Annotated in this window: 24 protein-coding genes; 3 read left to right on the forward strand and 21 right to left on the reverse strand. The window is 64.3% G+C overall.

Features of this window, described 5'->3' with window-relative positions:
- Positions 1-81: 81 nt before the first annotated feature.
- From FBY20_RS04795 to FBY20_RS04875, 17 genes are all read right to left on the reverse strand, one after another.
- Entirely contained in the window at positions 82-2,343 is a 2,262-nt protein-coding gene (locus FBY20_RS04795; protein WP_142050365.1) for a TonB-dependent siderophore receptor, read from the reverse strand.
- A gap of 276 nt (positions 2,344-2,619) precedes the next feature.
- Positions 2,620-2,949: a DUF2818 family protein gene (locus FBY20_RS04800; RefSeq protein WP_056321739.1), complete on the reverse strand. Its 330-nt coding sequence runs from the start codon at positions 2,947-2,949 to the stop codon at positions 2,620-2,622.
- A 16-nt stretch (positions 2,950-2,965) separates the two neighbouring features.
- Complete coding sequence (gene nuoN, locus FBY20_RS04805; RefSeq protein WP_056321736.1) at positions 2,966-4,450, reverse strand: NADH-quinone oxidoreductase subunit NuoN; 1,485 nt, start codon at positions 4,448-4,450, stop codon at positions 2,966-2,968.
- A 9-nt stretch (positions 4,451-4,459) separates the two neighbouring features.
- Entirely contained in the window at positions 4,460-5,962 is a 1,503-nt protein-coding gene (locus FBY20_RS04810) for an NADH-quinone oxidoreductase subunit M (RefSeq protein WP_142050367.1), read from the reverse strand.
- Positions 5,959-7,998: an NADH-quinone oxidoreductase subunit L gene (nuoL, locus tag FBY20_RS04815; protein ID WP_142050370.1), complete on the reverse strand. Its 2,040-nt coding sequence runs from the start codon at positions 7,996-7,998 to the stop codon at positions 5,959-5,961. Before nuoL ends, FBY20_RS04810 begins: the two co-directional genes overlap by 4 nt.
- Before the next feature lie 17 nt (positions 7,999-8,015).
- Positions 8,016-8,324, reverse strand: a complete 309-nt coding sequence (nuoK, locus tag FBY20_RS04820; protein WP_006217969.1) for an NADH-quinone oxidoreductase subunit NuoK — start codon at positions 8,322-8,324, stop codon at positions 8,016-8,018.
- Entirely contained in the window at positions 8,321-8,971 is a 651-nt protein-coding gene (locus tag FBY20_RS04825; protein ID WP_062840512.1) for an NADH-quinone oxidoreductase subunit J, read from the reverse strand. The genes nuoK and FBY20_RS04825 overlap by 4 nt, the downstream gene beginning before the upstream one ends.
- 17 nt (positions 8,972-8,988) lie before the next feature.
- Complete coding sequence (nuoI, locus tag FBY20_RS04830; RefSeq protein ID WP_008161196.1) at positions 8,989-9,477, reverse strand: NADH-quinone oxidoreductase subunit NuoI; 489 nt, start codon at positions 9,475-9,477, stop codon at positions 8,989-8,991.
- A 20-nt stretch (positions 9,478-9,497) separates the two neighbouring features.
- Positions 9,498-10,571 (reverse strand): NADH-quinone oxidoreductase subunit NuoH, encoded by a 1,074-nt coding sequence (gene nuoH / locus FBY20_RS04835; protein WP_056321725.1) that lies wholly within the window; start codon positions 10,569-10,571, stop codon positions 9,498-9,500.
- Positions 10,571-12,898, reverse strand: coding sequence for an NADH-quinone oxidoreductase subunit NuoG (nuoG, locus tag FBY20_RS04840; RefSeq protein ID WP_142050372.1), 2,328 nt, complete (start codon positions 12,896-12,898; stop codon positions 10,571-10,573). The genes nuoH and nuoG overlap by 1 nt, the downstream gene beginning before the upstream one ends.
- Positions 12,899-12,913: 15 nt before the next feature.
- Positions 12,914-14,281 carry an NADH-quinone oxidoreductase subunit NuoF gene (gene nuoF, locus FBY20_RS04845; protein WP_142050375.1) on the reverse strand — a complete coding sequence of 456 codons (1,368 nt, stop codon included), beginning with the start codon at positions 14,279-14,281 and terminating at the stop codon, positions 12,914-12,916.
- Complete coding sequence (nuoE, locus tag FBY20_RS04850; protein ID WP_056321718.1) at positions 14,278-14,772, reverse strand: NADH-quinone oxidoreductase subunit NuoE; 495 nt, start codon at positions 14,770-14,772, stop codon at positions 14,278-14,280. The genes nuoF and nuoE overlap by 4 nt, the downstream gene beginning before the upstream one ends.
- A gap of 51 nt (positions 14,773-14,823) precedes the next feature.
- Complete coding sequence (locus tag FBY20_RS04855; protein WP_128827634.1) at positions 14,824-16,080, reverse strand: NADH-quinone oxidoreductase subunit D; 1,257 nt, start codon at positions 16,078-16,080, stop codon at positions 14,824-14,826.
- 3 nt (positions 16,081-16,083) lie between these two features.
- Positions 16,084-16,710: an NADH-quinone oxidoreductase subunit C gene (locus FBY20_RS04860; protein ID WP_056321712.1), complete on the reverse strand. Its 627-nt coding sequence runs from the start codon at positions 16,708-16,710 to the stop codon at positions 16,084-16,086.
- Between the two features lie 79 nt (positions 16,711-16,789).
- Positions 16,790-17,266 carry an NADH-quinone oxidoreductase subunit B family protein gene (locus FBY20_RS04865; RefSeq protein WP_006217960.1) on the reverse strand — a complete coding sequence of 159 codons (477 nt, stop codon included), beginning with the start codon at positions 17,264-17,266 and terminating at the stop codon, positions 16,790-16,792.
- A gap of 39 nt (positions 17,267-17,305) precedes the next feature.
- Entirely contained in the window at positions 17,306-17,665 is a 360-nt protein-coding gene (locus FBY20_RS04870) for an NADH-quinone oxidoreductase subunit A (RefSeq protein ID WP_006217959.1), read from the reverse strand.
- A gap of 294 nt (positions 17,666-17,959) precedes the next feature.
- Positions 17,960-19,087 (reverse strand): porin, encoded by a 1,128-nt coding sequence (locus FBY20_RS04875; RefSeq protein ID WP_056321709.1) that lies wholly within the window; start codon positions 19,085-19,087, stop codon positions 17,960-17,962.
- 456 nt (positions 19,088-19,543) lie between these two features.
- Here FBY20_RS04875 and FBY20_RS04880 point away from each other — a divergent pair, with 456 nt between their 5' ends.
- The 3 genes from FBY20_RS04880 to FBY20_RS04890 are packed head-to-tail and all read left to right on the forward strand — an operon-like array spanning position 19,544 to position 21,029.
- The gene (locus tag FBY20_RS04880) at positions 19,544-20,158 is read left to right on the forward strand and encodes a TetR/AcrR family transcriptional regulator (RefSeq protein ID WP_142050378.1); all 615 of its coding nucleotides are present in this window, start codon (positions 19,544-19,546) and stop codon (positions 20,156-20,158) included.
- Positions 20,155-20,598: a PaaI family thioesterase gene (locus FBY20_RS04885; RefSeq protein ID WP_056321704.1), complete on the forward strand. Its 444-nt coding sequence runs from the start codon at positions 20,155-20,157 to the stop codon at positions 20,596-20,598. Before FBY20_RS04880 ends, FBY20_RS04885 begins: the two co-directional genes overlap by 4 nt.
- Positions 20,595-21,029, forward strand: coding sequence for an NAD(P)-binding domain-containing protein (locus FBY20_RS04890; RefSeq protein WP_056321702.1), 435 nt, complete (start codon positions 20,595-20,597; stop codon positions 21,027-21,029). The genes FBY20_RS04885 and FBY20_RS04890 overlap by 4 nt, the downstream gene beginning before the upstream one ends.
- On the opposite strand, the gene FBY20_RS04895 is transcribed toward FBY20_RS04890, so the two are convergent.
- The 4 genes from FBY20_RS04895 to FBY20_RS04910 form a co-directional block, all read right to left on the reverse strand.
- Positions 21,000-21,767 (reverse strand): phosphatase PAP2 family protein, encoded by a 768-nt coding sequence (locus FBY20_RS04895; RefSeq protein WP_056321699.1) that lies wholly within the window; start codon positions 21,765-21,767, stop codon positions 21,000-21,002. The two genes, FBY20_RS04890 and FBY20_RS04895, sit on opposite strands and share 30 nt — an antisense overlap.
- A gap of 45 nt (positions 21,768-21,812) precedes the next feature.
- A complete protein-coding gene (locus tag FBY20_RS04900) occupies positions 21,813-22,604 on the reverse strand; it encodes a metallophosphoesterase (RefSeq protein ID WP_056321696.1) in 792 nt (263 codons plus the stop codon).
- Complete coding sequence (locus tag FBY20_RS04905; RefSeq protein ID WP_142050382.1) at positions 22,601-23,575, reverse strand: diacylglycerol kinase family protein; 975 nt, start codon at positions 23,573-23,575, stop codon at positions 22,601-22,603. Before FBY20_RS04905 ends, FBY20_RS04900 begins: the two co-directional genes overlap by 4 nt.
- A 90-nt stretch (positions 23,576-23,665) precedes the next feature.
- On the reverse strand, positions 23,666-25,465 hold the full coding sequence (locus FBY20_RS04910; protein ID WP_142050385.1) for a gamma-glutamyltransferase family protein: 1,800 nt from the start codon (positions 25,463-25,465) through the stop codon (positions 23,666-23,668).
- Positions 25,466-25,530: the final 65 nt, after the last annotated feature.

The raw sequence follows: 25,530 nt of genomic DNA on the forward strand, positions 1-25,530 counted from the left end.
ACCGCCCAAAAGCAAAAGCCACCTCAGCAACGAGGTGGCTTTTTTCATGCAGGCAGGCGCCGCTGACGCGGCGCCCCGCCATCAGTACCGCACGCGCAGGGACAGCAGCGCCGCCCGGCCCGTGCCCAGCGCCGCGTAGTGCGCAGCGTAGGCCTTGGTGTAGTACGTTTCGTCGAAGATGTTCAGCACGTTCAACTGCGCCGAGAAGTGCTCGTTGAACTCATAGCCGGCCATCGCGTCGAAGCGCCAGTACGACGGCACCCAGCGCGCCTTGGGCGTGCCGTCGGCGTTCTTCGTGGCGTCCGAGTTGCCGTACACCTTGTCGACGTAGTACGCGCCGCCGCCGACCGTCAGCTTGGGCAGGACCTTGTAGGTCGTCCACAGGCTGAAGGCGTTGCGCGGCGTGTTGGGCAGGTCCTGGCCGACGGCGCCGCTGTTGTAGGCGCCCTTGGTCATTTCGCTGTCCATGAAGGTGTAGCCGCCGAACACGTTCCACTTCGGCGTGATGGCGCCCGAGAATCCCAGCTCGATGCCGCGCACCTTGGCTTCGCCCACTTGTGCCACTTCGGTCGCCGACACCGCCACGCTGGTGTTCTTGCGGATGTCCTGGAACGCCGCGGCCGACAGCGTCAGCTTGTCATCGAACACCTGCCACTTCGTGCCCAGCTCCACCGTGCGGCTCTTTTCCGGTTCCAGCGAAGACGTCGACAGCGAGGTCGCATCGCTGATCGCTCCGCCAGCAATGGCGGACGGCGTCGACGAGGTGCCGTAGGTCGCGTAGATCGTGCCGTTGGGCACGGGTTTGTACGCCAGGCCGACCTGGTAGTTGAAGAGGTTGTCCTCACGGCTCGTGCTGTAGAACGCGGGGGTGCTGGACGGATCGTTGCGGCCGCGCGCGATGTTGCTGCCGCTGGTGCGGTAGTTGTCCCAGCGTGCGCCCAGGCTGGCTTGCCACTGTTCGTTGAACTTGATGGTGTCAAAGCCGTAGAGGGCCAACGTGTCCGTGTTGTAGACGGCAGGATTGTTGTTGCGGGTCAGCTTGCCGGTGTAGTCGTCGTGGGGATTCGGATCCCACAGCGACGTGCACAGCGCCGGGTTCGACAGGTCCGTAGCGCTGACCTTGCAGTTCATCGGGCCCCGCGCGATCGTCTGGGTGTAGCTGTCCTTGTCCTGCTTGATGTTGCTGTACTCGAAGCCCAGGTCGAACGAGTGCTTCAGGCTGCCGGTCTCGAATTCGCCCGTCAGGTCCGTCTGGTTGGCGAACGTCTTGGTGACGTAATAGCCGGACTTGAGCGCGCGATACACCAGCCCGTTCGGGATGTTGCCCTTGCTGTCGTCGGGATTGGTCGCCGCGAAATCCGTCGTGCCGCGGCCATAGCGCGTTACGTTGCGCAGTTGCAGCTTGTCCGAGAAGTCATGCTGGAAGTCCACGGTGGCGACATCATCGCGGGTCTTCATGAAGTCGCGGCCGGTCAGGCCATAGAACGACTTGCGGCTCACGCCCATGGTCTCCGTCACCGGCTGACCCGACTTCGGGTCATACGGAATGGAGTAATCGGGCATGCTGTCGTCCTGGTAGTGGTAGTAGCTCAGCGTGATGCGCGTCGGCGTGCCCACGCCCAGCATCAGCGACGGCGCCACGCCCCAACGCTCGAAGTCCACTGCGTCATCGCGGCCCGGCGTGTCGCCCTTGTTGCCCATCACGTTCAGGCGGAACGCCGCCTTCTCGCCCAACCGCCAGTTGCTGTCGATCGTGGCGCGGTAGTTGTTGTCCGTGCCGATCTGCGCCGTGGCTTCGGTGAAGTCCGTGGCCTTTGGCGTCTTGCTGACCATGTTGATGCTGCCGCCCGCGCCGCCGCGGCCGGAGTACACCGAATCCGGTCCCTTGATGATCTCGACCTGCTCCAGATTGAAGGTATCGCGCACCTGCGTGCTGCTGTCGCGGATCCCGTCCAGAAAGATGCTGCCGGCCGAATTCTGGCCGCGAATGATGGGCAGGTCACCGCCCGGACGGCCGCCCTCACCCGCGCCGAACGTGATCCCCGGCGAGTTGCGCAGCACGTCCTGCAGCGTGGATGCCGCCTGATCCTGGATCACCTGCTGCGGCACAACCTGCACCGTGCGCGGCGTGTCCAGCAACGGCGCCGTCATCTTGGGAGACTGCGCGGTCGACGTCTGGTACGACGAGCTTTCGCCCTCCACGCGGACGGGCGACAACTGCGTCACGCCGCTGTCAGCGGACTGCGCTGCGGCATAGGGACTGACGAACAAAGCGGGGGCGGCTATCGCAGCAGCCAGCGACGTGGCGAGCGTATTCAGCGAATACGAATCTTGGGGCTTCAATCCAGCTTCTCCAGAATGTAAATAGCAACGATTCTTGTTTTTTTGTCGTTTGCGATTCTGAACCGAGGCGCTGAATGAAACCTGAATGACAGGCTGTTGATGATCTAAAAGATGAAAAAACAACAGAGTTGATCTGCCGCAAATGCGAAGCGGCCGGCGATTCGAATCGGGGGCAGATCAACGGTGGGATCCGGAAGGGTCACAAGCCCCTGCCGGCATGCGCAGGACAAAAAAAAACGCCCCGACATCGGGGCGCTATTTTGTGCTGGGCAGGACTCAGACCCGAAGGCGAGGATGCCGCTTGAAGAGGTACCGGTACACGAACCCGGGATACGCCAGCACCAGATACAGGCTGAGCGTGATGGCGTAGAACTCCCAGGTCTGGGCGAAGCGGTTGCCCAGCGTGGATTCGAACGCAAAGCCCAGCGCGCCGACGATGGCGTAAAAAACCAGCACCTCGACCAGCCGCAACCAGAACGGCTTGACCGCCACCGCCCCACCCTGCTTCCAGGGCAGCACGGCGAAGACGCGCTCGGTCAGGAAAGGAAGATTCGCGCTGACAAGCGCCAGCGCGATCAACAGCCACACCGCCAGCGTCTGGTTCATGGCTGTTATCCGTTCCTTAGAGGCTCAGCGACGAGCGGATAGCCTGCACGCACAGGGCCATCAGGCCACCCGGCAACAGACCCAGCACCAGGATCAAGGCGCCGTTGATCGACAGCACGCCACGCTGGCCGGCCGTGGCCACCATCGGGGCGGCGTCGGCCGCCGGTTCGTCGAAGTAGACGACCTTGACCACGCGCAGGTAGTAGAACGCGCCAATCAGCGAGAACAGCACCGCGACCACAGCCAGCGTCACGTGGCCGGCGGAAACCAGCGCCTGCAGCACGGCGAGCTTGGCGTAGAAGCCCACAAGCGGCGGGATGCCGGCCAACGAGAACATCAGGAGCAGCACGATGGCGGCATGCCACGGGCTGCGGCGGTTCAGGCCCTTCAGGTCGTCGATGTGCTCGCACTCGAAGCCCTGGCGCGACAGCAGCAGCACGATGCCGAAGCTGGCGAGCGTGGTCAGCACGTAGGTCAGCATGTAGAACAGCGAGGCGCCGTAGGCGGCCGACGACAGTTCCGGCTTGCCGGCCACCGACCCCGACATCAGGCCCAGGAGCACGAAGCCCATGTGCGAGATGGTCGAGTAAGCCAGCATGCGCTTGAAGTTGGTTTGCGCAATGGCGGTCAGGTTGCCGATGGCCAGCGACAGCACCGCCAGGATCATCAGCATCGGCTGCCAGTCGGTGGCCAGGCCGTGCAGGCCGTCGACCAGCAGGCGCAGCGTGATCGCAAAAGCGGCCAGCTTGGGCGCGCCGCCCAGAATCAGCGTGACGGCGGTGGGCGAACCCTGGTAGACGTCCGGCACCCACATGTGGAACGGAACGGCGCCCAGCTTGAACGCAAGGCCCGACACCAGGAACACGATGCCGAACACCAGCGCCATCTTCTCGGCCTTGCCGGCGGCGATGACGTTGGACACTTCGGTCAGGTCAAGGTGACCCGTCGCGCCATAGATCATGGACATGCCGTACAGCAGGAAGCCCGAGGCCAGCGCGCCCAGCACGAAGTACTTCATGGCGGCTTCGGTGGCCACGACGTTGTCGCGGCGCAGGGCGATCAGCGCGTACAGCGCCAGCGACATCAGCTCCAGACCCAGGTAGATGGAGATCAGGTTCCCGGAGGAGATCATGACCATCTGGCCCAGCAGGGCAAACAGCGTCAGCACGTAGAGTTCGCCGCCGCGCACCATGTCGCGAACCTGCGCATACACGCGGCCGTAGATCAGCGTGACGCCGACGGCAAGGTACGAAGCGATCTTCAGCAGGTGCGACAGCTCGTCCGTGACGTACAGGCCGTTGAACGTCGAGCCAGCCACGCCGTTCTTCCACTGCACGGCCGACACGACGGTCAGCACGCCCAGGGCAAGCATGGTCAGCAGAAACGTCGGCTTGCGCTCGGGGTGATTGCTGACCGCGTCGATGAGCAGGATAGCCAGGCCGAAAATCAGCAGAAGGATTTCCGGTGTCGCCAAGGCGAAATCGATTTGGGATTGCATCATTGTCTTGTCTTACAGTTTCGAGACGGCAACGTGTTGCAGCAGGGCCTCGACCGACACGTGCATGACGTCGGTAAAGGGCTTGGGATAGATCCCCATGTACAACACGGCGATCGCCATCACGCCAAGAATCACGAATTCGCGGCGGTTGATATCGGTCAGCTCGCGCACGTGGTCGTTGGCGACATCGCCCAGGACGACGCGCTTGACCATCCACAGCGAATACGCCGCGCCCAGGATCAGGGCAGTAGCTGCCAGCAGGCCGATCCAGAAGTTGTGCTCGACAGCGCCCATGATCACCATGAATTCGCCGACGAAGCCGCTGGTGGCCGGCAGGCCGCTGTTGGCCATCGAGAACAGGATGAAGAACGTGGCAAAGCGCGGCATCACGTTGACCACGCCGCCGTAGTCGGCGATGCGGCGCGAGTGCATGCGGTCATAGAGCACGCCAATACACACGAACATGGCGCCCGACACGAAGCCGTGCGAGATCATCTGCACGATGGCGCCTTCGACGCCGGCCGTGTTGAAGATGAAAAAGCCCAGCGTGACAAAGCCCATGTGAGCGACCGACGAATAGGCCACCAGCTTCTTCATGTCGTCCTGCACGATCGCGACCAGACCGATGTAGATCACGGCAATCAGCGACAGCGTGATCATCAGGCCGGCCAGGCTGTGCGAGGCGTCAGGCGCGATCGGCAGCGAGAAGCGCAGGAAACCGTAGGCGCCCAGCTTCAGCATGATCGCGGCCAGCACGATGGAGCCACCCGTGGGCGCTTCCACGTGGGCGTCCGGCAACCACGTGTGAACCGGCCACATCGGCACCTTGACCGCGAAAGCCGCGAGCAGCGCCACGAAGATCAGGATCTGCGGGGTATAGCCCAGCTTGGTCTGCTGCCAGGTCAGGATGTCGAACGAACCGCCCGAGACATTCCAGAGGTAGACGAACGCGACCAGCGTCAGCAGCGAACCCATCAGGGTGTACAGGAAGAACTTGAACGCCGCATACACGCGGTTCGGTCCGCCCCAGACACCGATGATGATGTACATCGGGATCAGCGTGGCTTCGAAGAACACGTAGAACAGCATGCCGTCCAGCGCGCAGAACACGCCCACCATCAGACCCGACAGGATCAGGAAGGCGGCCATGTATTGCGCGACGCGGCTCGTGATGACTTCCCAGCCGGCCAGCACCACGATGATGGTGATGAACGCGGTCAGGAGCACGAACCACATCGAAATGCCGTCGATGCCCAGGTGGTAATTGACGTTGAAGGCCTCGATCCAGGAGGTCTTCTCCACGAACTGCATGGCGGCCGTGGAGGAATCGAACCCGGTGTAGAGCGGAATCGTGACCAGGAAGCCGGCGATCGCGCCGACGAGCGACAGGCCGCGCGTCAGGCCGGGACGGTCGTCACGGCCCACCGCCAGCACCAGCAGGCCGAATACGATCGGGACAAAGATCGCAAGCGTGAGCCAGGGAAAAGTGTTGGATGCCATCTCGCTTGCCATCATTGGGGAATCAGCACAAAGAAAGTCACCAGCGCCATGACGCCGATGATCATTGCGAACGCGTAGTGATAGATGAAGCCGGACTGCAGGTGGCGGCTGATGGCTGCCACCCAGCCCACGACACGGGCGCTGCCGTTGATCAGGATGCCATCGATGATGCCGCGATCACCGGTCTGCCACAGGCCGCGGCCCAGGCAGCGCAGACCACGCGCGATGACCTGCTCGTTGAACCAGTCGACGTAGTACTTGTTCTCGAGGATCTTGTTCACGCCCGACAGGTTGGCCTTGATGGCGGCCGGCACCTTGGGGTTGATCAGGTAGCAGTACCACGAGATGACGAAGCCCGCGACGACCAGCCAGAACGGCAGGGTCTGGAAGGCATGCAGGCCGTAGGCGACCCAGCCGTGCCATTCCTCGCTCAGCACGTGCATGGCGGGATGCTGCTGCGGCAGCACCTTGATGACGCCGTCGAAGAACTTGCCGAACACCATCGGGTCGACCGCCCAGGCGCCGACGAACACCGACGGGATGGCCAGCAGGACCAGCGGCAGCGTGACGACCCAGGGCGACTCGTGCGGCTTGCCGCCGTGGTGGCCATGGCCGTGGTCGTCGTGGCCGTGATCGTCGTGACCGTGCGCGTCATGGCCGTGGCCGTGGTCGCTGGTGTCGAAGCGTTCCTTGCCATGGAAGACCAGGAAGTACACGCGGAACGAGTACAGCGACGTGACGAACACGCCGATCAGCACGGCATAGTAGGCAAAGCTCGCGCCCCAGACGTTGGCCTGGCCGGCGGCTTCGATGATGTTTTCCTTCGAGTAGAAACCCGAGAAGAACGGCGTGCCGACGAGCGCCAGTGTGCCCAGCAGGAAGGTGATCCAGGTGATGGGCATGTACTTGCGCAGGCCGCCCATGTTGCGGATGTCCTGGTCGTGGTGCATGCCGATGATGACCGAACCCGCACCCAGGAACAGCAGCGCCTTGAAGAACGCGTGCGTCATCAGGTGGAAGATCGCGACCGAGTAGGCCGACGCACCGAGCGCGACAGTCATGTAGCCCAGCTGCGACAGCGTGGAATACGCAATGACCCGCTTGATGTCGTTCTGGATGATGCCCAGGATGCCCAGGAACAGCGCGCCGATGGCGCCGATCACGATGATGAACGACAGCGCGGTATCCGACAGTTCGAACAGCGGCGAGAAACGCGCGACCATGAAGATGCCGGCCGTCACCATGGTGGCGGCGTGGATCAGCGCGGAAATCGGGGTCGGGCCTTCCATCGAGTCGGGCAGCCAGGCGTGCAGCGGAACCTGGGCCGATTTGCCCATGGCGCCGATGAACAGGCAAATACATGCCACCGTCAGCAGCATCCAGTCGGAGCCCGGCAGCGTCATGCCGGCCAGCTTGTCGGCCTGCGCGAAGACTTCACCGTAGTGCATGGTGCCGGCGTAGGCGAACAGAAGGCCAATGCCCAGCACGAAACCGAAGTCGCCGACGCGGTTGATCAGGAACGCCTTCATGTTGGCGAAGATCGCCGTGGGGCGCGTGTACCAGAAACCGATCAGCAGGTAGGACACCAGGCCCACCGCTTCCCAGCCGAAGAACAGCTGCACCATGTTGTTCGACATCACCAGCATCAGCATGGAGAACGTGAACAGCGAGATGTACGAGAAGAAGCGCTGGTAGCCGGGATCGTCAGCCATGTAGCCGATGGTGTAGATGTGCACCATCAGGGACACGGAGGTCACCACGACCATCATCATGGCCGACAGCGGATCGATCAGGAAGCCGATTTCCAGCTTGGTCTGGCCGATCAGGCTCCAGGTGTAGACCGCGCCGTCGAAGCGCAGGCCGTTCAGCACGTCGCCCAGCACCACCACCGAACCGATGGCGGAGATGAGCACGCCCAGGATGGTGATGACGTGCGAGGCGCGGCGGCCGATGGGACGGCCCAGGAACCCGGTGCCGAAAAGGCCCGCGAGAATTGCTCCGGCCAGCGGCGCCAGCGCGATGAGCAGGTAGAGATTGGGTGAGCTAGACATTTTCTTCCAATACCCCGTCAGCCCTTCAGGCGATCGAGTTCGTCAACGTTGATCGTGTTCAGGTTGCGGAACAGCAGCACCAGGATGGCCAGGCCGATCGCCGCTTCGGCGGCGGCCACGGTCAGGATGAAGAACACGAACACCTGGCCGGCGGTGTCGCCAAACCAGCTGGAGAACGCCACGAAGTTCATGTTGACGGCCAGGAGCACGAGCTCGATGGACATCAGGAGAATGATCAGGTTGCGGCGGTTCAGGAAGATGCCGAAGATCCCGATGGCGAACAGGATTGCGCCAAGGATCAGATAGTGGGCCAGCGTCAGCGTCATTGTTTTTCTCCTTGGGGCGCGGCACCGTTCGACGCGTCACGCTTGGCCTGGGCGCGCTCGCTCTGGGCGGGCATGCTCACCATGCGGAAGCGGTCCTTCGCACGCACGCGGACAGCGGCGACCGGGTCGTTGTACTTCACGTCGCGGCGGCGGCGCAGGGTCAGCGCGATTGCGGCAACCATGCCGACCAGCAGCAGCGCGGCGCCCACTTCAACGGCGTAGACGTACTGCGTGTACATCGCCTCGCCCAGCGCGCGGGCGTTGTTGTAGTCGCTGGGCAGTTGCGCCTGCGGACCGGAGCCGTACCAGATGGTGCCCAGCACGAAGGACACTTCCAGCACCAGCACGAGACCGATGACCAGGCCGAGCGGCAGGTAGGTCTTCATGCCCTGGCGCAGGGTGTCCATGCGGATGTCGAGCATCATCACGACAAAGAGGAAGAGCACCATTACGGCGCCCACGTACACCAGCACCAGCAGCAGCGCGAGGAACTCGGCGCCCAGCAGCATCCAGAGCATGGCCGCGTTGGCAAACGCCAGGATCAGGTGCAGAACGGCGGTGACCGCGCTGCGCGCGGTGATCACGCGGAAGGCCGCGATCACCAGCACGGCGGCCAGTATGTAGAAAAGGACAGTGGTAAAAGTCATGGATCAGACCCTGGGCTTCAGCGGTAAGGCGCGTCTTCGGCCCGGCGGCGGGCGATGTCGGCTTCGTAGCGGTCGCCCACGGCGAGCAGCATGTCTTTGGTGAAATACAGGTCGCCGCGCTTTTCGCCGTGGTATTCGTGGATGTGCGTTTCCACGATGGAGTCCACGGGGCAGCTTTCCTCACAGAAGCCGCAGAAGATGCACTTGGTCAGGTCGATGTCGTAGCGCGTCGTGCGGCGGGTGCCGTCGTCGCGCTGATCCGACTCGATCGTGATCGCCAGCGCCGGGCACACGGCTTCGCACAGCTTGCACGCGATGCAGCGCTCTTCCCCGTTGGGGTAGCGGCGCAGCGCGTGCAGGCCGCGGAAACGCGGCGACGCAGGGGTCTTTTCCTGGGGGTAGCGCAAGGTGACCTTGCGCTTGAAGAAATACTTGCCCGTCAGGCGCATGCCCTTGAGCAACTCGGTCAGCATCAGGCTGCCGAAGAAATCCTTGATCGCTTCCATATCCTGCCTCTGCTTGGCGCTTAGCGCCAAATGTTCCAGGGCGTCTGCATCCAGATCGCCACCACGACCAGCCAGACGCCGGTCAGCGGGATGAAGATTTTCCAACCCAAACGCATGATCTGGTCGTAGCGGTAGCGCGGGAACGAGGCCCGGAACCACACGAACAACGAGACCACGACGAACGTCTTGAGACCCAGCCAGATCCAACCCGGAATCCAGGTCAGCGGCGCGATATCGATCGGGGAAGCCCAGCCGCCCAGGAACATGATCGACGCCATGCAGGACAGCAGGATCATGTTGGCGTATTCGCCCAGGAAGAACAGCGCGAAGGCCATGCCCGAGTATTCGACCATGTGGCCGGCCACGATTTCGGATTCGCCTTCCACCACGTCGAACGGGTGGCGGTTGGTTTCCGCGACGGCCGAGATCACGTAGATCACGAACAGCGGCAACAGCGGCAGCCAGTTCCAGGACATGAACGTCAGGCCCTTGTCGGCAAACCAGCCGCGGTTCTGCACGTTGACGATCTCGGACATGTTCAGGCTGCCGGACACCAGCAGCACCGTCACCAGCACGAAGCCGATGGCCAGTTCATACGACAGCATCTGGGCCGAGGCGCGCAGCGCGCCCAGGAACGCGTACTTGGAGTTGGACGCCCAGCCAGCGACGATCACGCCGTACACGCCGATGGACGTGATGGCCATGATGTACAGCAGGCCGGCATTGACGTTGGCCAGCACGACGTCGGGACCGAAGGGCACGACCGCCCAGGCAGCCAGCGCGGGCATCAGCGTGACCACGGGGGCCACGACGAACAGCACCTTGTTGGCCTGGCTGGGAACGACGACTTCCTTGGTGAGCAGCTTGAAGACGTCTGCGAAAGGCTGCAGCAGCCCCTTGAAGCCGACGCGGTTCGGACCCATGCGCACGTGCATGGCGCCGATCATCTTGCGCTCCCAGTACGTCAGGTACGCCACGCACAGGATGATGGGCACGGCGATGACCACGATCTTGATGAGGGTCCAGAGGACCATCCAGACCGTCGGGCCCAGCAATGCCTGACCGTGGCTTTCAAGAACATTGAGCCATTCCATCAGGCACGCTCCACGCTGATTTGACCAAATGCGCCGCCCAGGGCAGCGGTAGTTTCGAAGGCGGCGGAAATGCGCACGGCGCGATCGGCCACGGCATCATCCTGCACGGTTTCCAGTTCGACGGCGCCCTGCCCGGCCGACACGCGCACCTTGACGCCGGCGGTCAAGCCGAGGCTGGTGAGGGTACGGCCGTTCATGGCGGCGGCGGGCTTCTTCGAAGCCGGCGAGGCCTGCAGCGGTTCCGAGCGGCGCACCATGGCGTCGGTGCGGTAGATCGGCACATCGGCGACGCGTTCCAGGCCGGTGAGGGCCTGGCCCAGACCCAGCGGGGCCTTGACGTCGTTGGACAGGCGGCCTTCGACGCCGCTGGCCAGCACGGCGTCGCGCACGGACTCGGAGGTCTCGTCGTCGAAGCCGGCCAGATGCAGGACGTTGCCCAGCACGCGCAGCACCTTCCAGCCCGGACGGGTCTGGCCGAACGGCGTGACCGTGCCCTTGAAGCTCTGGGCCAGGCCTTGGGCGTTGACGAACGTGCCCGAGGTTTCCGTGAACGGCGACACCGGCAGCATCACGTCCGCCCATTCGGCAGCGGCCGAACGGTAAGGCGTGAGCGCGACGGCGAACTGCGCGCCGCGCAGCGCGGCGATGGCTTGCTGGCCGTTGTCGGCGTCGAGCAGCGGCTCGGCGTGCAGGACGATGTAGGCCTTGAGCGGTTCGGCGAGCATGGCTGCGGCGGTCTTGCCGCCCTTGCCCGGGATGGCGCCGGCGAGGTAGCCGCCGACGGTGTTGCCGCCCGAGGTCAGGAAGCCGAACTTGCCGCCCGACAGGTCAGCCACGGCGCGGCCGTTGGCGGCCAGGGTGGTGGCCTGAGCGCTGGCGACGGCCAGGTTGCCCATCAGGACGGCCGTGTTGGCGCCCGAGGCAAGGCTGGCGGCGATCAGCTTGGCGTTTTCGCCCGGCGTCACCGAGGCAAACTCGGCCGGCACGGCCTGTTCCTTGGCCTGGGCCAGCGCGACGGCCACTTCGGCCAGCGCGCGCGCCAGTTCCGACGGGGCCACTGTGATGCGCGCGGTCACGGGCATCAGGGGATCGTCGGCGGCGCTGTCGACCATCAGGATCTGCGTGCCGCGCTTGGCGGCCTGGCGCAGACGCTGGGCCATCAGCGGGTGGTCCTTGCGCAGGAACGAGCCGACGACCAGGACGCGGTCCAGGTTGTCGAGTTCGGCGATGGGCATGCCCAGCCACGGCGCGCCGGTCAGCGCGGCGTCGAAGGCCGGGTCGGTCTGACGCAGGCGGAAGTCGATGTTCTCGGAACCCAGCGCGCGGACCAGGCGGCCCAGCAGCGCGTATTCCTCGGTCGTGGCGTATTCGGACGCCAGGGCGCCGATCTGGCCGGCGCCGAAGCTGTCACGCACGCGCGACAGGCCTTGGGCCACGGCCTGCAGGGCATCGGCCCAGGAGGCTTCCTGCCACTTTCCGTCGGTGCCCTTGATCATCGGGGCGGACAGGCGGTCTTCGCTGTTCAGGCCTTCGTACGAGAAGCGGTCGCGATCGCTGATCCAGCATTCGTTGACGGCTTCGTCCTCGAACGGCACCACGCGCATCACGCGGTCGCCCTTGACCTGGACGACCAGGTTGGCGCCCAGGCTGTCGTGCGGGCTGACCGAACGGCGGCGAGCCAGTTCCCAGGTGCGGGCGCTGTAGCGGAAGGGCTTGGAGGTCAGCGCGCCCACCGGACAGATGTCGATCATGTTGCCCGACAGTTCGGACTCGATCGAACGGCCGACGAAGGTCGTGATCTCGGAGTGTTCGCCACGGCCCAGCATGCCCAGTTCCATGACGCCGGCGATTTCCTGGCCGAAGCGCACGCAGCGGGTGCAGTGGATGCAGCGGGACATTTCCTCGGCCGACACCAGCGGGCCCAGGTCCTTGTGGAACACGACGCGCTTTTCTTCCTGGTAACGCGAGGAAGAACCGCCGTAGCCCACGGCCAGATCCTGCAGCTGGCATTCGCCGCCCTGATCGCAGATCGGGCAGTCGAGGGGGTGATTGATGAGCAAGAATTCCATCACCGACTTCTGAGCGGCGCGAGCCTTCTCCGAGCAGGTGTGGACGACCATGCCGTTGGTCACGGGCGTGGCGCAGGCGGGCAGCGCCTTGGGCGCTTTTTCCACTTCAACCAGGCACATCCGGCAGTTGGCCGCGATGGACAGTTTCTTGTGGTAGCAGAAATGCGGCACGTAAAGCCCGACTTTCTGGGCGGCATGCATGACCATGCTGCCTTCGGGCACTTCGACCTTGTTGCCGTCGACGGTTAGTTCAACCATTGCTGTTCCTGAGACCTACAGATATTGCGGGACCACACAAGACTTGTGCTCGATGTGGTGCGCGAATTCGTCGCGAAAATGCTTGAGGAAGCCACGTACGGGCATGGCGGCGGCGTCACCGAGGGCGCAGATGGTGCGGCCCATGATGTTGGCGGCCACGTTGTCCAGCAGCTCCAGATCTTCCGGACGGCCTTGACCGTTCTCGATACGGTGCACCATGCGGTACAGCCAGCCGGTGCCTTCGCGGCACGGCGTGCACTGGCCGCAGCTTTCTTCGAAATAGAAGTACGACAGGCGCAGCAGCGACTTGACCATGCAACGCGTCTCGTCCATGACGATCACCGCGCCGGAGCCGAGCATCGAGCCGGCCTTGGCGATGGAGTCATAGTCCATCGTGCATTCCATCATGATGTCGGCGGGCAGGACCGGGGCGCTCGAGCCGCCGGGAATGACCGCCTTCAGCTTCTTGCCGCCGCGCATGCCGCCTGCCAGTTCCAGCAGGGTCGAGAACGGGGTGCCCAGCGGGATCTCGTAGTTGCCGGGACGCTCGACGTCGCCAGTGATCGAGAACAGCTTGGTGCCGCCGTTGTTCGGCTTGCCGACTTCCAGGTAGGCCTGGCCGCCGTTGCGGATGATCCACGGCACCGCCGCGAACGTTTCCGTGTTGTTGATCGTGGTGGGCTTGCCGTACAGGCCGAAGCTGGCCGGGAACGGCGGCTTGAAGCGCGGCTGGCCCTTCTTGCCTTCCAGCGATTCCAGCAGCGCGGTTTCTTCGCCGCAGATGTAGGCGCCGTAACCGTGGAATGCGTGCAGCTGGAAGCTGAAGTCGGAACCGAACAGGCGGTCGCCCAGGAAACCGGCGGCGCGCGCTTCTTCCAGGGCTTCTTCGAAGCGCTCGTAGACTTCGAAGATTTCGCCGTGGATGTAGTTGTACCCGACGCTGATGCCCATGGCGTAGGCCGCGATCGCCATGCCTTCAATCACGATGTGCGGATTGAAACGCAGGATGTCGCGGTCCTTGAACGTGCCCGGTTCGCCTTCGTCGGAGTTGCAGACGAGGTACTTCTGGCCGGGGAAGGCGCGCGGCATGAAGCTCCACTTCAGGCCGGTGGGGAAGCCCGCGCCGCCACGGCCGCGCAGACCCGACGCCTTTACCTCGGCGATCACGTCTTCCGGCTTCATGCCGGTGGTGAGGATCTTTTTCAGGGCTTCGTAGCCGCCGCGCTTGACGTAGTCGGCCAGGCGCCAGTTGGCGCCGTCGACGTCGGCCATGATCTGCGGCTGCATGTGCCGGCCGTGCAGGCACATCGAGTTGGACAGGTCGTTCAGGGGGTTGGGGTCCAGCCCCTGCGCGAACTGCTTGTACTGGTCAGGCGCATTCATGCCGACTCTCCTTGCTGCTTGAGGGCCGCGACCAGCGCGTCCAGCTTCTCGTCGGTCATGCGCACGCACATATGCTTGTTGTTCACGATCAGCACGGGGGAGTCGCCGCAGGCGCCCATGCACTCGCCTTCGACCAGGGTGAACTGGCCGTCTTCGGTGGTCTGGCGGTAGTCGACGCCCAGCTTGCGCTTGAGGTATTCGCCGGCACGGTCGCCATCGCGCAAGGCACAGGGCAAGTTGGTGCAGACGGCGATCTTGTTCTTGCCGACGGGCTTGACGTCGAACATGTTGTAGAACGTGGCGACTTCCTGGACCGCGATGGGCGGAACGCCAATGTAGTTGGCCACGTCTTCGATGACTTCGGTAGCCAACCAGCCCTTCTCTTCTTGCGCGATGGCAAGCGAGGCCATGATGGCGGACTGCCGCTGGTCGGCCGGGAACTTGGCCAGTTCACGGTCGATTTTCTGGTAGGCCTGTTCGGAAAGCAGCATAGTTTGAATCCGGGTTATGCGGGCGTGCTCGTGACTGTCTGGGGCGGATGATCAGCGATCGATCTCGCCGAAAACGATGTCCTGCGTGCCAATGATGGTGACGGCGTCGGCGATCATGTGGCCGCGCGACATTTCATCCAGCGATTGCAGGTGGACAAAGCCGGGCGCCCGAATCTTCAGGCGGTAGGGCTTGTTGGCGCCGTCGGACACCAGATAGATGCCGAATTCGCCCTTCGGATGCTCGACCGAGGCGTATGCCTCGCCCGGGGGCACGTGGAAACCTTCGGTGAAGAGCTTGAAGTGATGGATCAGCTCTTCCATGTTGGTCTTCATGGCGGTGCGCGACGGCGGGGCGATCTTGTGATTCTCGATCATGACCGGGCCGGGATTGTTGCGCAGCCATTCCACGCACTGGCGGATGATGCGATTGCTCTGGCGCATCTCGGCGACGCGGACCAGGTAGCGGTCGTAGCAATCGCCGTTGACACCCACGGGGATGTCGAAATCAAGCAGGTCGTAGACTTCGTAGGGCTGCATCTTGCGCAGGTCCCATGCGACGCCCGAGCCACGCAGCATCGGGCCGGTGAAGCCCAGCGCCTTGGCGCGATCGGGATCGACCACGCCGATGCCGACCAGGCGCTGCTTCCAGATGCGGTTGTCGGTGAGCAGCGTTTCGTACTCGTCGACGCAGGCTGGGAAACGGTTGGTGAAGTCTTCGATGAAATCCAGCAGCGAGCCCGAACGCGCGTCGTTCATGGCGCGGATTTCCTTGTCGCCACGGTACTTGCTGGAGTCGCCGTACTGCGGCATGGAATCCGGCAGGTCACGGTAGACGCCGCCCGGACGGTAGTAGGCCGCGTGCATGCGCGCGCCCGACACCGCTTCGTAGCAGTCCATCAGGTCTTCGCGTTCACGGAAGGCATACAGGAACACCGCCATGGCGCCCACGTCGAGCGCGTGCGAACCCAGCGACATCAGGTGGTTCAAGAGGCGGGTGATTTCATCGAACATCACGCGGATGTACTGCGCGCGCAGCGGGGCTTCTACGCCCAGCAGCTTTTCGATGGCCATGACGTAGGCGTGCTCGTTGCACATCATGGACACGTAGTCCAGGCGGTCCATGTAGGGCAGCGCCTGGATGTAGGTCTTGTGTTCGGCCAGCTTTTCGGTGGCGCGATGCAGCAGGCCGATATGCGGGTCGGCGCGCTGGATGACTTCGCCGTCAAGCTCGAGCACCAGGCGCAGCACGCCGTGCGCGGCCGGGTGTTGAGGACCGAAGTTCAGGGTGTAGTTCTTGATGTCTGCCATGATTCAACGCCCCATGCCGTAGGTGTCTTCGCGCACCACGCGCGGGGTGATCTCGCGCGGATCGATCGTGACCGGCTGGTAAATGACGCGCCGTTGTTCGGGGTCGTAGCGCATTTCGACGGTGCCCGACAGCGGGAAGTCCTTGCGGAAGGGATGGCCGATGAAGCCGTAGTCGGTCAGGATGCGGCGCAGGTCCGGGTGGCCTTCGAAGACGATGCCGTACAGGTCGAAGGCTTCGCGCTCGAACCAGCCGACCGTGGGCCAGCACTCGATCAGCGAGGCGACCATGGGGAACTCGTCGTCGGGCGCCCAAGTGCGCACACGCAGCCGCCAGTTGTTCTCGATGGAGAGCAGGTGCGCCACGACAGCGTAGCGCGAGCGGTGGATGCGGGCGTTCGTTTCCTCGGGCAGCTGGCGCGTGCCGTTGCCCCAGGTCAGGTAGTCGACGCCGCATAGGTCGATACAGGTTTCAAAGCGCAGGCCGGCTTCGGTGCGCAGCTTGTTGCAGACGGAGAACCACTGCTCCGCGGGCACTTCGAGCGTCAGCTCGCCCAGCGCCTCGGTCAGCGCGATGTCCGCGCCGAGGGTGGTCTGCAAATTGTTTTTCAGGGATTCGAGCCTGGTCATCATCTTGTACGCTTAGGTGAACCGATACGCTGGTTTCGCAAGGTTCGCGGCGGCAAGGCCTGCCGACGAACCGGACGAAGCATCAGCGCGCAATCGTGTTGGTCAGACGGATCTTGTTCTGCATTTGCAGCAAGCCGTAGACCAGCGCCTCGGCCGTGGGCGGGCAGCCCGGCACGTAGACGTCTACCGGTACGATGCGATCGCAGCCACGGACCACCGAATACGAGTAGTGGTAGTAGCCGCCGCCATTGGCACAGGAGCCCATGGAAACCACCCAGCGCGGCTCGGGCATCTGGTCATAGACCTTGCGCAGCGCCGGCGCCATCTTGTTGCACAAGGTGCCGGCCACGATCATGAGATCGGACTGGCGGGGACTGGGCCGGAAGATGATGCCGAACTGGTCCAGGTCGTAGCGGGCCGCGCCCGCATGCATCATCTCAACCGCGCAACAGGCCAGACCGAAGGTCATGGGCCACATCGAACCGGTCTTCGCCCAGTTCAGGAACTTGTCGGCGCTGGTGGTGATGAACCCTTGCTTGAGAATGCCGTCTATAGCCATATTCGTCTCTGATAGCGTGCTGTGAAATGAACCCGGAGGTCACTCCCAATCCAGCGCGCCCTTTTTCCATTCGTAGATGAAGCCGACGGTCAACACGGCGAGGAAAACCATGACCGTCCAGAAACCGACGAGTCCGACGGTGCCCTGGGCGATGGCCCACGGAAACAGGAACGCGATTTCCAGGTCGAAAAGAATGAACAGGATCGCCACGAGGTAGTAGCGCACGTCAAACTTCATGCGTGCATCTTCAAACGCTTCGAAGCCGCACTCGTAAGGCGAGAGCTTCTCAGCGTAAGGACGCCGCGGACCAAGGAGGGAGCCGGCCGTTAGAAGCGCGAACCCGATAAGGGTGGCCACTACGATAAACAGCAGGACGGGAAAATACTGTTGCAGGTTCATTCAGGCGTCCGTCAAATGCGCAAACCTTAGGATTGTAGCATTCGCGCGGTTACTTCCGGCTGAACTCTGTAGCTTGAATAGCAGGCGAAAGACTGCATTCCTCAAATGGAACAATCGCAGCTTTCGTCGGCGTACTTCGAAGGATACACGGCTTGATGAGCACGAAGCCGTAGTATGCACGAATTCAGCCAGCAGACGAAAAAAAACCACCCCAAAAAGGGTGGTTTATGCGAACGGGCCGAGGCCCGTTCGACTTTGCTTTAAATCCAGACAGGGCTTGCGCCCTGCGTTGGATTAGAAGCGGTGACGGACACCGACGCCGACAGCGGTCGACTTCAGGTCGTTCAGGAACGCGTAGTTCGTGGCGTACGAACCGTAAGCGTACAGGTTGGTGCGCTTGGACAGGTCGTAGGTGTAGCCCAGCGAGTAGATGTTCATGTTGGAATCATCACCCGTCAGCTTGTCGTTCGACGGATCAACACGCTGCCACGAACCGAAGATGTTCGAAGCGCCGCCGATCGGGGCCGACAGACCAACCAGGTACGAGTTAGCCTTGAAGCCGTCAGCAAACAGGTTGTTGCCGAAGTTCACGGAGCTCGAGCCACCACCGATGGTGCTGGTGGCGGTGCCTTGGCCGGCGAACCAACCGTCGGTCGTGCGAGCGTAGGCCAGAGCCAGCTTCACGACTTCAAAGTCGTACGAACCGCCGATGGCGTACATACGCGGGGTGGCGTCGGTCGATTCGGTCGGCAGACGGTTCGAGGCGTTCAGCTGGTCGTACGACAGAGCGACGTTCAGCGGGCCGTTGACGTAGCGCAGACCGGTCGTGATGGCGCGGGTGTTGTCGGCGGTCTTGAAGCCGGTTTCCGAACCCTTGGTGTCATCAGCGCTGAACGAGTAGCCAACGCCGAACTGGAAGCCGCTGAACGACGGGGTCTGATACATGACCATGTTGTCGTAGCGTTGCGTGTTAGCAGCGCTCATGCCAACGCCGATGTTGGCTTGACCGAAGCCAGCGCCGAACGGATCGATCGAGCCGAAGTACTTCGACGCGATGTTGGTTTGACGACCGAAGTCCAGTTGACCCCAGCTGTCGCTGGCCAGACCGACGGTGGCTTGACGGCCGAACAGACGACCACCTTGAGCGGAGGTGCCGTTACCCGAGTTGAAGCCCGATTCCAGTTGGAAAACAGCGCGCAGGCCGTCACCCAGATCTTCCGAACCACGCAGACCCCAGCGCGAACCGTTCTGGACGCCGTTGATCATGCCAAAACGGCTGCCGTTTTGGGCATCAGTACCGCCGCTGATCTTGTTGTAGCCGAGGCCCGTGTCGATGATGCCGTACAGGGTGACAGACGTTTCTGCCTGGGCGACACCGGCGAAACCGGCGAGCAGGGCGGCAGCGAGCAGAGTCTTTTTCATTTAAGAAATCTCCGTTGATTTGAGTGACAAGAGCAGCAATCCAGCAAACCAGCCTGCCGCCCCCCTAACTCCGCGAAGGGAAGTTGACGCTATTGCATCAAAAATCGGGGGGGCTGGCTATGGTCGGCATCAGAAAAGTGCAGGTTTGCGACAGGCTTGTTGGGAAGTTGCAACATCCCGCTGATGCTTGCCCGGCAACGCTAGGGCTTTCCCTTACCGAAAAGCCCGAGCGCGCAACCATGCGACTTTCGGCCCTGCCCCCAATTTTCCGGGCAATTCCAAAACCCATTTGTCGCGCAACTTTCTTCACGGATCCGGCGGCCATCCGGCGAAAAACGGAGGCGGCCGCGATGACGCCGGCCCTGCTGATCATCGTAGCCAAGTCCCGGCTGGATAACATTGTTATTAATAAAAATCGTCGATATGATCGGTGGCATCGAACAGACGCCCAGCCCCATGTCCAGCCCCTCCCCTCGCGCCGACCGAAACGAACGACTCAGCGCCCTGCGCCGGCAGATCATCCTGGACGCCGCGCAGCGCGTCTTCGAGCGCGACGGTCTTGAAAAAACGACGATCCGGGCGATTGCGAAGGAAGCCGGCTGCACGACGGGGGCCATCTATCCGTGGTTTGCGGGCAAGGAAGCGCTTTATGGCGAACTGCTGGACGAATCGCTGCAGCGGCTGCACGCGCATCTGGAGCGAGCCGAACAGGCCGAAGCGCCGGAATCGGCCGCGCGCGGCGTGATCCGCGCGTTCTTCGGTTATTACGCCGAGCGGCGCACGGATTTTTCCCTCGGGCTGTACCTGTTCCAGGGACTGGGGCCGCGCGGACTGGGCCGCGACATGGACGAGAAGCTCAATTCCCGGTTGCGGCAATCCATCGATCTCATCGGCCAGGCGTTGTCGCGCACGAAAGGCTGGCGCGGCGAGGCCGTGCAGGCCGAGCAGATGAACGTGTTTACCTACCTGATGGGGCTGTTGCTGCTGCTGCACACGCGCCGTCTCAAATCCCTGGGCCAGCAGGCCGACGCGCTGCTGGACAACTATTGCCTCGCCCTGGAGCAACGATGACTGCAACCGCCCTAGCCGCCAACGGCCACGCGCCGCTGATCAGCCTTGCCGACTTTCACGTGCTGCTGGCCGACCAGCACCCGTTCTCGATGCTGCTGGGAATCGACGTGCTGCACATCGGCCACGGCACGGCGCACGCCGTGCTGCCCGCCCGGGACACGCACCAGCGGCTGGGCGGCATCGTGGCCGGACCGATGCTGATGGGGCTTGCCGACCTGGCCATGTATGCGGCGGTCGTGGGCGCCACCGGCCAGGCGCATGCGGTCACGGCCAGCCTGACCATCAATTTCCTGCGCAAGAGCCCGGCGGGCGCCATCCATGCCCATGCCCGCCTGCTGAAGGTGGGCCGGCTTAGCGCGGGAGAGGTCGTGCTGACGGGAGAAGGCTCGGACGAGCCGGTCGCCCACATCGTGAGCACGTGGTCGGTGCCCAAGCCATGAGTCCGCGCGTCAGCATCGTCGGCATGGGCAGGATCGGCACGCTGGCTGCGCGGCGGCTGCTGGCAGCCGATCCCGACATTGCGCTGACGCTTTTTGACATCGAGGCGGACCGCTGCGAAGCCTTCCGCGGCAACGCGACGCTGGCGACGTCGGCGCGCGAAGCCCTGGCGGAATCCGACACCATCGTGCTGGCCCTGCCCCGCGAGCGCGAGATCGATCGCACGCTGGAACGCTTCAGCGACGGGCGGGTCACCGCGCCCATCGCCGGCAAGCTGATCATCGACCTGGATCCGCCGCCGGCCGACCGGATGCGGCAGCTGGACCGGGCCATTGCCAGCGCGGGGGGACGTTATGCCTGCGCGCCGTTGCAGGCGTGCGATTCGGCTGGCGTGGAGGCTCGCTTACTGGACGCGCTGACCCCACCGGCCTGACACGTGCAGCCGCTCGACGGCCGCCACGCAAAGGACCAGCCAACCGAGGCTGACGGCAAACCCGGCCACGACGTCGCTCGCGAAATGCACCTGCAAGAGGATGCGGCTAAGGCCGATGGCCATGATGAGCGCGGCCATGAACGCCACGCAGGGCAAGCGCCACGCGGGCGGGGAAAACCGCCACATCAGGTAGCACGCCGTGCCGTACACGGCCATGGCGGCAGAGGCGTGACCGCTGGGAAAACTCCAGCCGGTCGCCATGGCATAGCCGTGGTCGTGATCGGGGCGCACGCGTTCGAAGGTGTGCTTGAACAGCCAGTTGAGCGCGCCGTTCAGGCCGGTCGCGATGGCGCAAAAGAGCGCAAGCTGCCACAGCCCGCGCCATAACAGCGCAATCGTCATCAGCACGGCGACGACGGTGAGCAGGTTGCGGTCGCCCAGATACGTGATCCAGGACAGCAGCCACAGCATCGACGTGCACATGGACATGCTGAGCGCATCGGCCAGCGCGCCGTCGAACTGCACCACGGCGCCGCGGCTTTCGACAGCCAGGGCCAACGTGAGAAACAGAACGAAGGACACGCCGGCCACGCCGGCAAACAGCGCGGCGCGGCCATTGCGGGACAACCGCCCATGGCACCGCATGAACAGCAGCGCCGCGCCGCCGGCCAGCAGCGGCAGCGCGATAAACAACGAGAGGGCATGGGCCGCGGCCCATGCGGCGTAGACATCGGTCATGTGTGCGCCATCAAAAAAATTTCGCGCGGACGAGCGCGCGCACTACTACAGCGAGACCAGCGTCTTGTCGACGGGTGCGAACGCGTGCGCGCCGGCCGCGTAGTCCCAGCGCTCGACGTGGCAGACCTGCTGGCCGTCCTCTTCGGTGCGGGTGATCACGCCCAGCGAATTGGGCACGGTGCCCCGGACGCGGTGCGAACAGGTCGTTCCGGCCTGGACGATCCAGCCGGCCGGCCCCGTCGGCGCGGTCAGCGGCAGCACGTAGGGCAAGTGTATGTGACCGCCCAGCACCAGGTCGACGCCCGCCTGCGCCCACGCCGCGAGCGCGCGCTCGCGGCCGATCAGCAGGTTGGACAGGTCGGATTCGACCTTGGCGCGCACCGGATGGTGCGCCACGACGATCCGCAACTGCCCCGGCCGCGCCTGGCGCAGCCGCTGGGCGACCCGGGTGATCTGGGCATCGGAGATCTCGCCGTCCTTGTGGCGCCTTGGCCGCGTGGTGTTCACGCCGATTGCCAGCACGCCGTCGTTCTCGAACACGGGTTCGAGGATTGGTCCGAGCGCGCGCTTGTAGTTGCCGTACGGATTGAGCACCCGCAGAAACACGTTGAACAGCGGGATATCGTGATTGCCGGGCACCGCCAGCACGGGCAGCGCCAGGCGCTCGATGAAACGGCGTGCGGCGGCGAACTGGCTGCGGCGCGCGCGCTGGGTGATGTCGCCGCTGAGGACCACGAGATCGGGCGACAGTTGCCGCGCCAGATCCAGCACAGCTTCAATGACCGCCTTGCGCTCGGTGCCGAAATGGGTATCGGACAGATGCAGGATCCGCGTCATGAGCGGTCCAGAAGCTCGGGATCCGCCGGCACCACGAGAGGTAGGCGATCGCTCGCCACCTTGAATTCGAGCGGCGTGTCCATCCAGGAGATTTCGCCGTCCATCGCCACCTTGACCCGGCGGCGCCCTCGCACCCCCACCGTGAGCTTGTCGAAGGCGAAATTGATCACGTTCTCAGCGTCGCCCAGCCGGCTTAGCAGGCCGCGCACCAGCAGGCCATAGAGCGCCAGCGTGCCGACGGGCCGCGCCGCCATGGCGACCAGTTGGTTCCGATCGAGCCCGTCGTTTTCGATGCCGATATGTTCAAGCTGCAGTTTGTTGTTGCCCACTACCAGCGTGGGCGACGTCAAGCTGCGCGACTTGCCTTCGAATTCCAGTTGCAGGCCGAGCTGGCGCGGTTGGCGCCACAGCGTGACCAGGCCCGACCACAGCGCGACCCAGCGCCGGCGGCCGTAGCGCTGCTTGTAGGCTTCGCGGTCTTCCAGCAGTTGCGGATACAAACCAAGGCTGGCGTTCACGAGGAACAGGCGGCCGTTCAGCAGGCCGACCTGCACCGGCCGGATGGTGCCTTGCAGGAAGCCGCGCAGCGCAACGTCTGTCTCTTGCGAAATGCCGTAGGTGCGGCCGAAGTAGTTGAAGGTGCCTTGCGGCAGGATGCCGAAGGGCACGCCTTGTCCCAGCACCGCGCCCGCGACGGCATTGAGCGTGCCGTCGCCGCCCGCGGCAATGACGACGCCCTGCTCGTCCTGCGCGCGCTTGACCGCCTGGCGCGCCACGTCCGTCAGCCGCGACGGATCGTCGACCGGCATGAGTTCGTAGCGCCGCCCGGCCTCGTCGAGGATCTGCCGGATGGTGTCCTGCAGGACCTGCGCGTCGCCGCGCCCCGATCCTTTATTGAGGACGATGAATAAGGGTTCTGTTCCCGTGAGGGGTCGAGCCGCTGTTGCCGGGCTCTGCTCGGATGGCGTCATGCGACAAACATACCCTAAGCGGGCAAAGCGCCGCAAGACGCGGTGAAGCGCGGGCACGCACGCTTTGTAAGCAAGCGTGCGTGCGACCGGTCAACGCCCGATGGCGTAGGCCTGCATCAGGCGCGGCGTCGCGGCCGCATGCAGCAGTCCGTCGGGATCGCGCGAGGCCGCGGTCAGCCGGCCGACAGACCATTCTGGCACTTCCTCGATCTGGTGCCCGCGCTGGCGCAGGGCCTCGATGACGTCGGCGCCGAAGCTGGCCTCCAGCGCGAGATGGCCCGGCTTGCGGTCACGGGGATAGAACGAGGTGGGAAAGTGCATGGTGTGCGACATGGGCAGGTCGATGGCTTCCTGCAGGTTCAGGCCGTGATGCACGTGACGCAGGAAGAACAGGAGCTGCCATTGCTCCTGCTGGTCGCCGCCCGGAGTGCCGAACGCCAGGTACGGCTTGCCGTCGCGCAGCGCCAGCGACGGGGTCAGCGTGGTGCGCGGGCGCTTGCCCGGCGCCAACGTGCCCGGCAAGCCCTCTTCCAGCCAGAACATCTGGGCGCGGGTGTTCAGGCCGAAGCCCAGTTCGGGGATGACCGGCGAGGACTGGAACCAGCCGCCCGACGGCGTGGCCGAGATCATGTTGCCCCAGCGGTCGATCACGTCCACGTGCGTGGTGTCGCCGCGCTTGGCCGAGGCGCGCATGTCGGCAAGCGTCGGTTCGTTCGTGGCGCTGCCGGGCGCGGTGACCGGCGACAGCCGTTCCAGGGTGTCCATGACCCGCGCCACCTGCGCCTCGAATCCGGGCACCTGGCCGGGCAGCAGGTCGCGCGACGCGCCCTCCCCGATCAGCTGGCGGCGTTCGGCGTTGTACGCGTCGGACAGCAGATGGGCCAGCGGCACGTCGATGAACGCGGGGTCGCCGTAATACGCTTCGCGGTCGGCAAAGGCGAGCTTCATGGCCTCGGTGACGCGATGGATGAACTCGGCGCTGGTGGGACCGACGCCCGCCAGGTCCATGTCCTTCAGGATGGCGAGGGTCTGCAGAAAGACCGGCCCCTGGCTCCAGGCGCCCGCCTTGGCGACCGTGTAGCCGTGATAGTCGTAAGTCAGCGGCTTGTCATAGCTGGCGGACCAGCCGGCCAGGTCGTCGGCGGTGATGACGCCGCGGTGGGTCGTTCCGCTTTCGTCCATGACGTCGGTGTTGCGGGCGAAGCGGTCGATCTCCTCGGCGATGAAGCCGCGGTAGAACGCGTCGCGCGCGGCCTCGATCTGGCGGTCGCGGTCGGCGCCGGCGCCTTCGGCGGCTTTGAGGACGCGGGTCCAGGTGCGGGCCAGCGCCGGATTGCGAAACAGCTTGCGGGCCTGCGGCACCTGCCCGCCCGGCACGTAGACCTGGGCGGTCGTCGGCCAGTGCGTCTCGAAGAAGTCTTTCAGGCCGGCGATGGTGTTGGAGATGCGCGGCATCAGCGCATGGCCATGCTCGGCGTAATAGATGGCGGGCTCAAGCACGTCGCGCACCCGCATCGTGCCGTGGTCGCGCAGCAGCAGCATCCAGGCGTCGAACGCGCCCGGGATCACGGTCGCGAGCAGGCCGTTGCCGGGGATGAGCTTCAGCCCTTCGGCGCGGTAGCGTTCGAGCGTGGCGGCGGCGGGCGTGGTGCCCTGCCCGCACAGCACCTCGACCTTGCCGGTGCGGGCGGAATAGAACACGGCGGGCACTTCGCCGGCAGGGCCGACCAGATGAGGCTCGACCACCTGCAGCACGAACGCCGAGGCGACGCAGGCATCGAACGCATTGCCGCCGCGCTCCAGCAGCGACATGCCAGCCGCGCTGGCCAGCCAATGGGTGGACGTCACGACACCGAAGGTGCCGAGAATTTCCGGGCGAGTCGTAAACATGGTGGGTCCTGGTGTGGGAGGGGTGTCTGACGCCAAGGTGCGGCTATCGGCCGGTGTCAGACACC

It is taken from the genome of Achromobacter sp. SLBN-14, assembly GCF_006715415.1.
Classification (GTDB): domain Bacteria; phylum Pseudomonadota; class Gammaproteobacteria; order Burkholderiales; family Burkholderiaceae_B; genus Achromobacter; species Achromobacter mucicolens.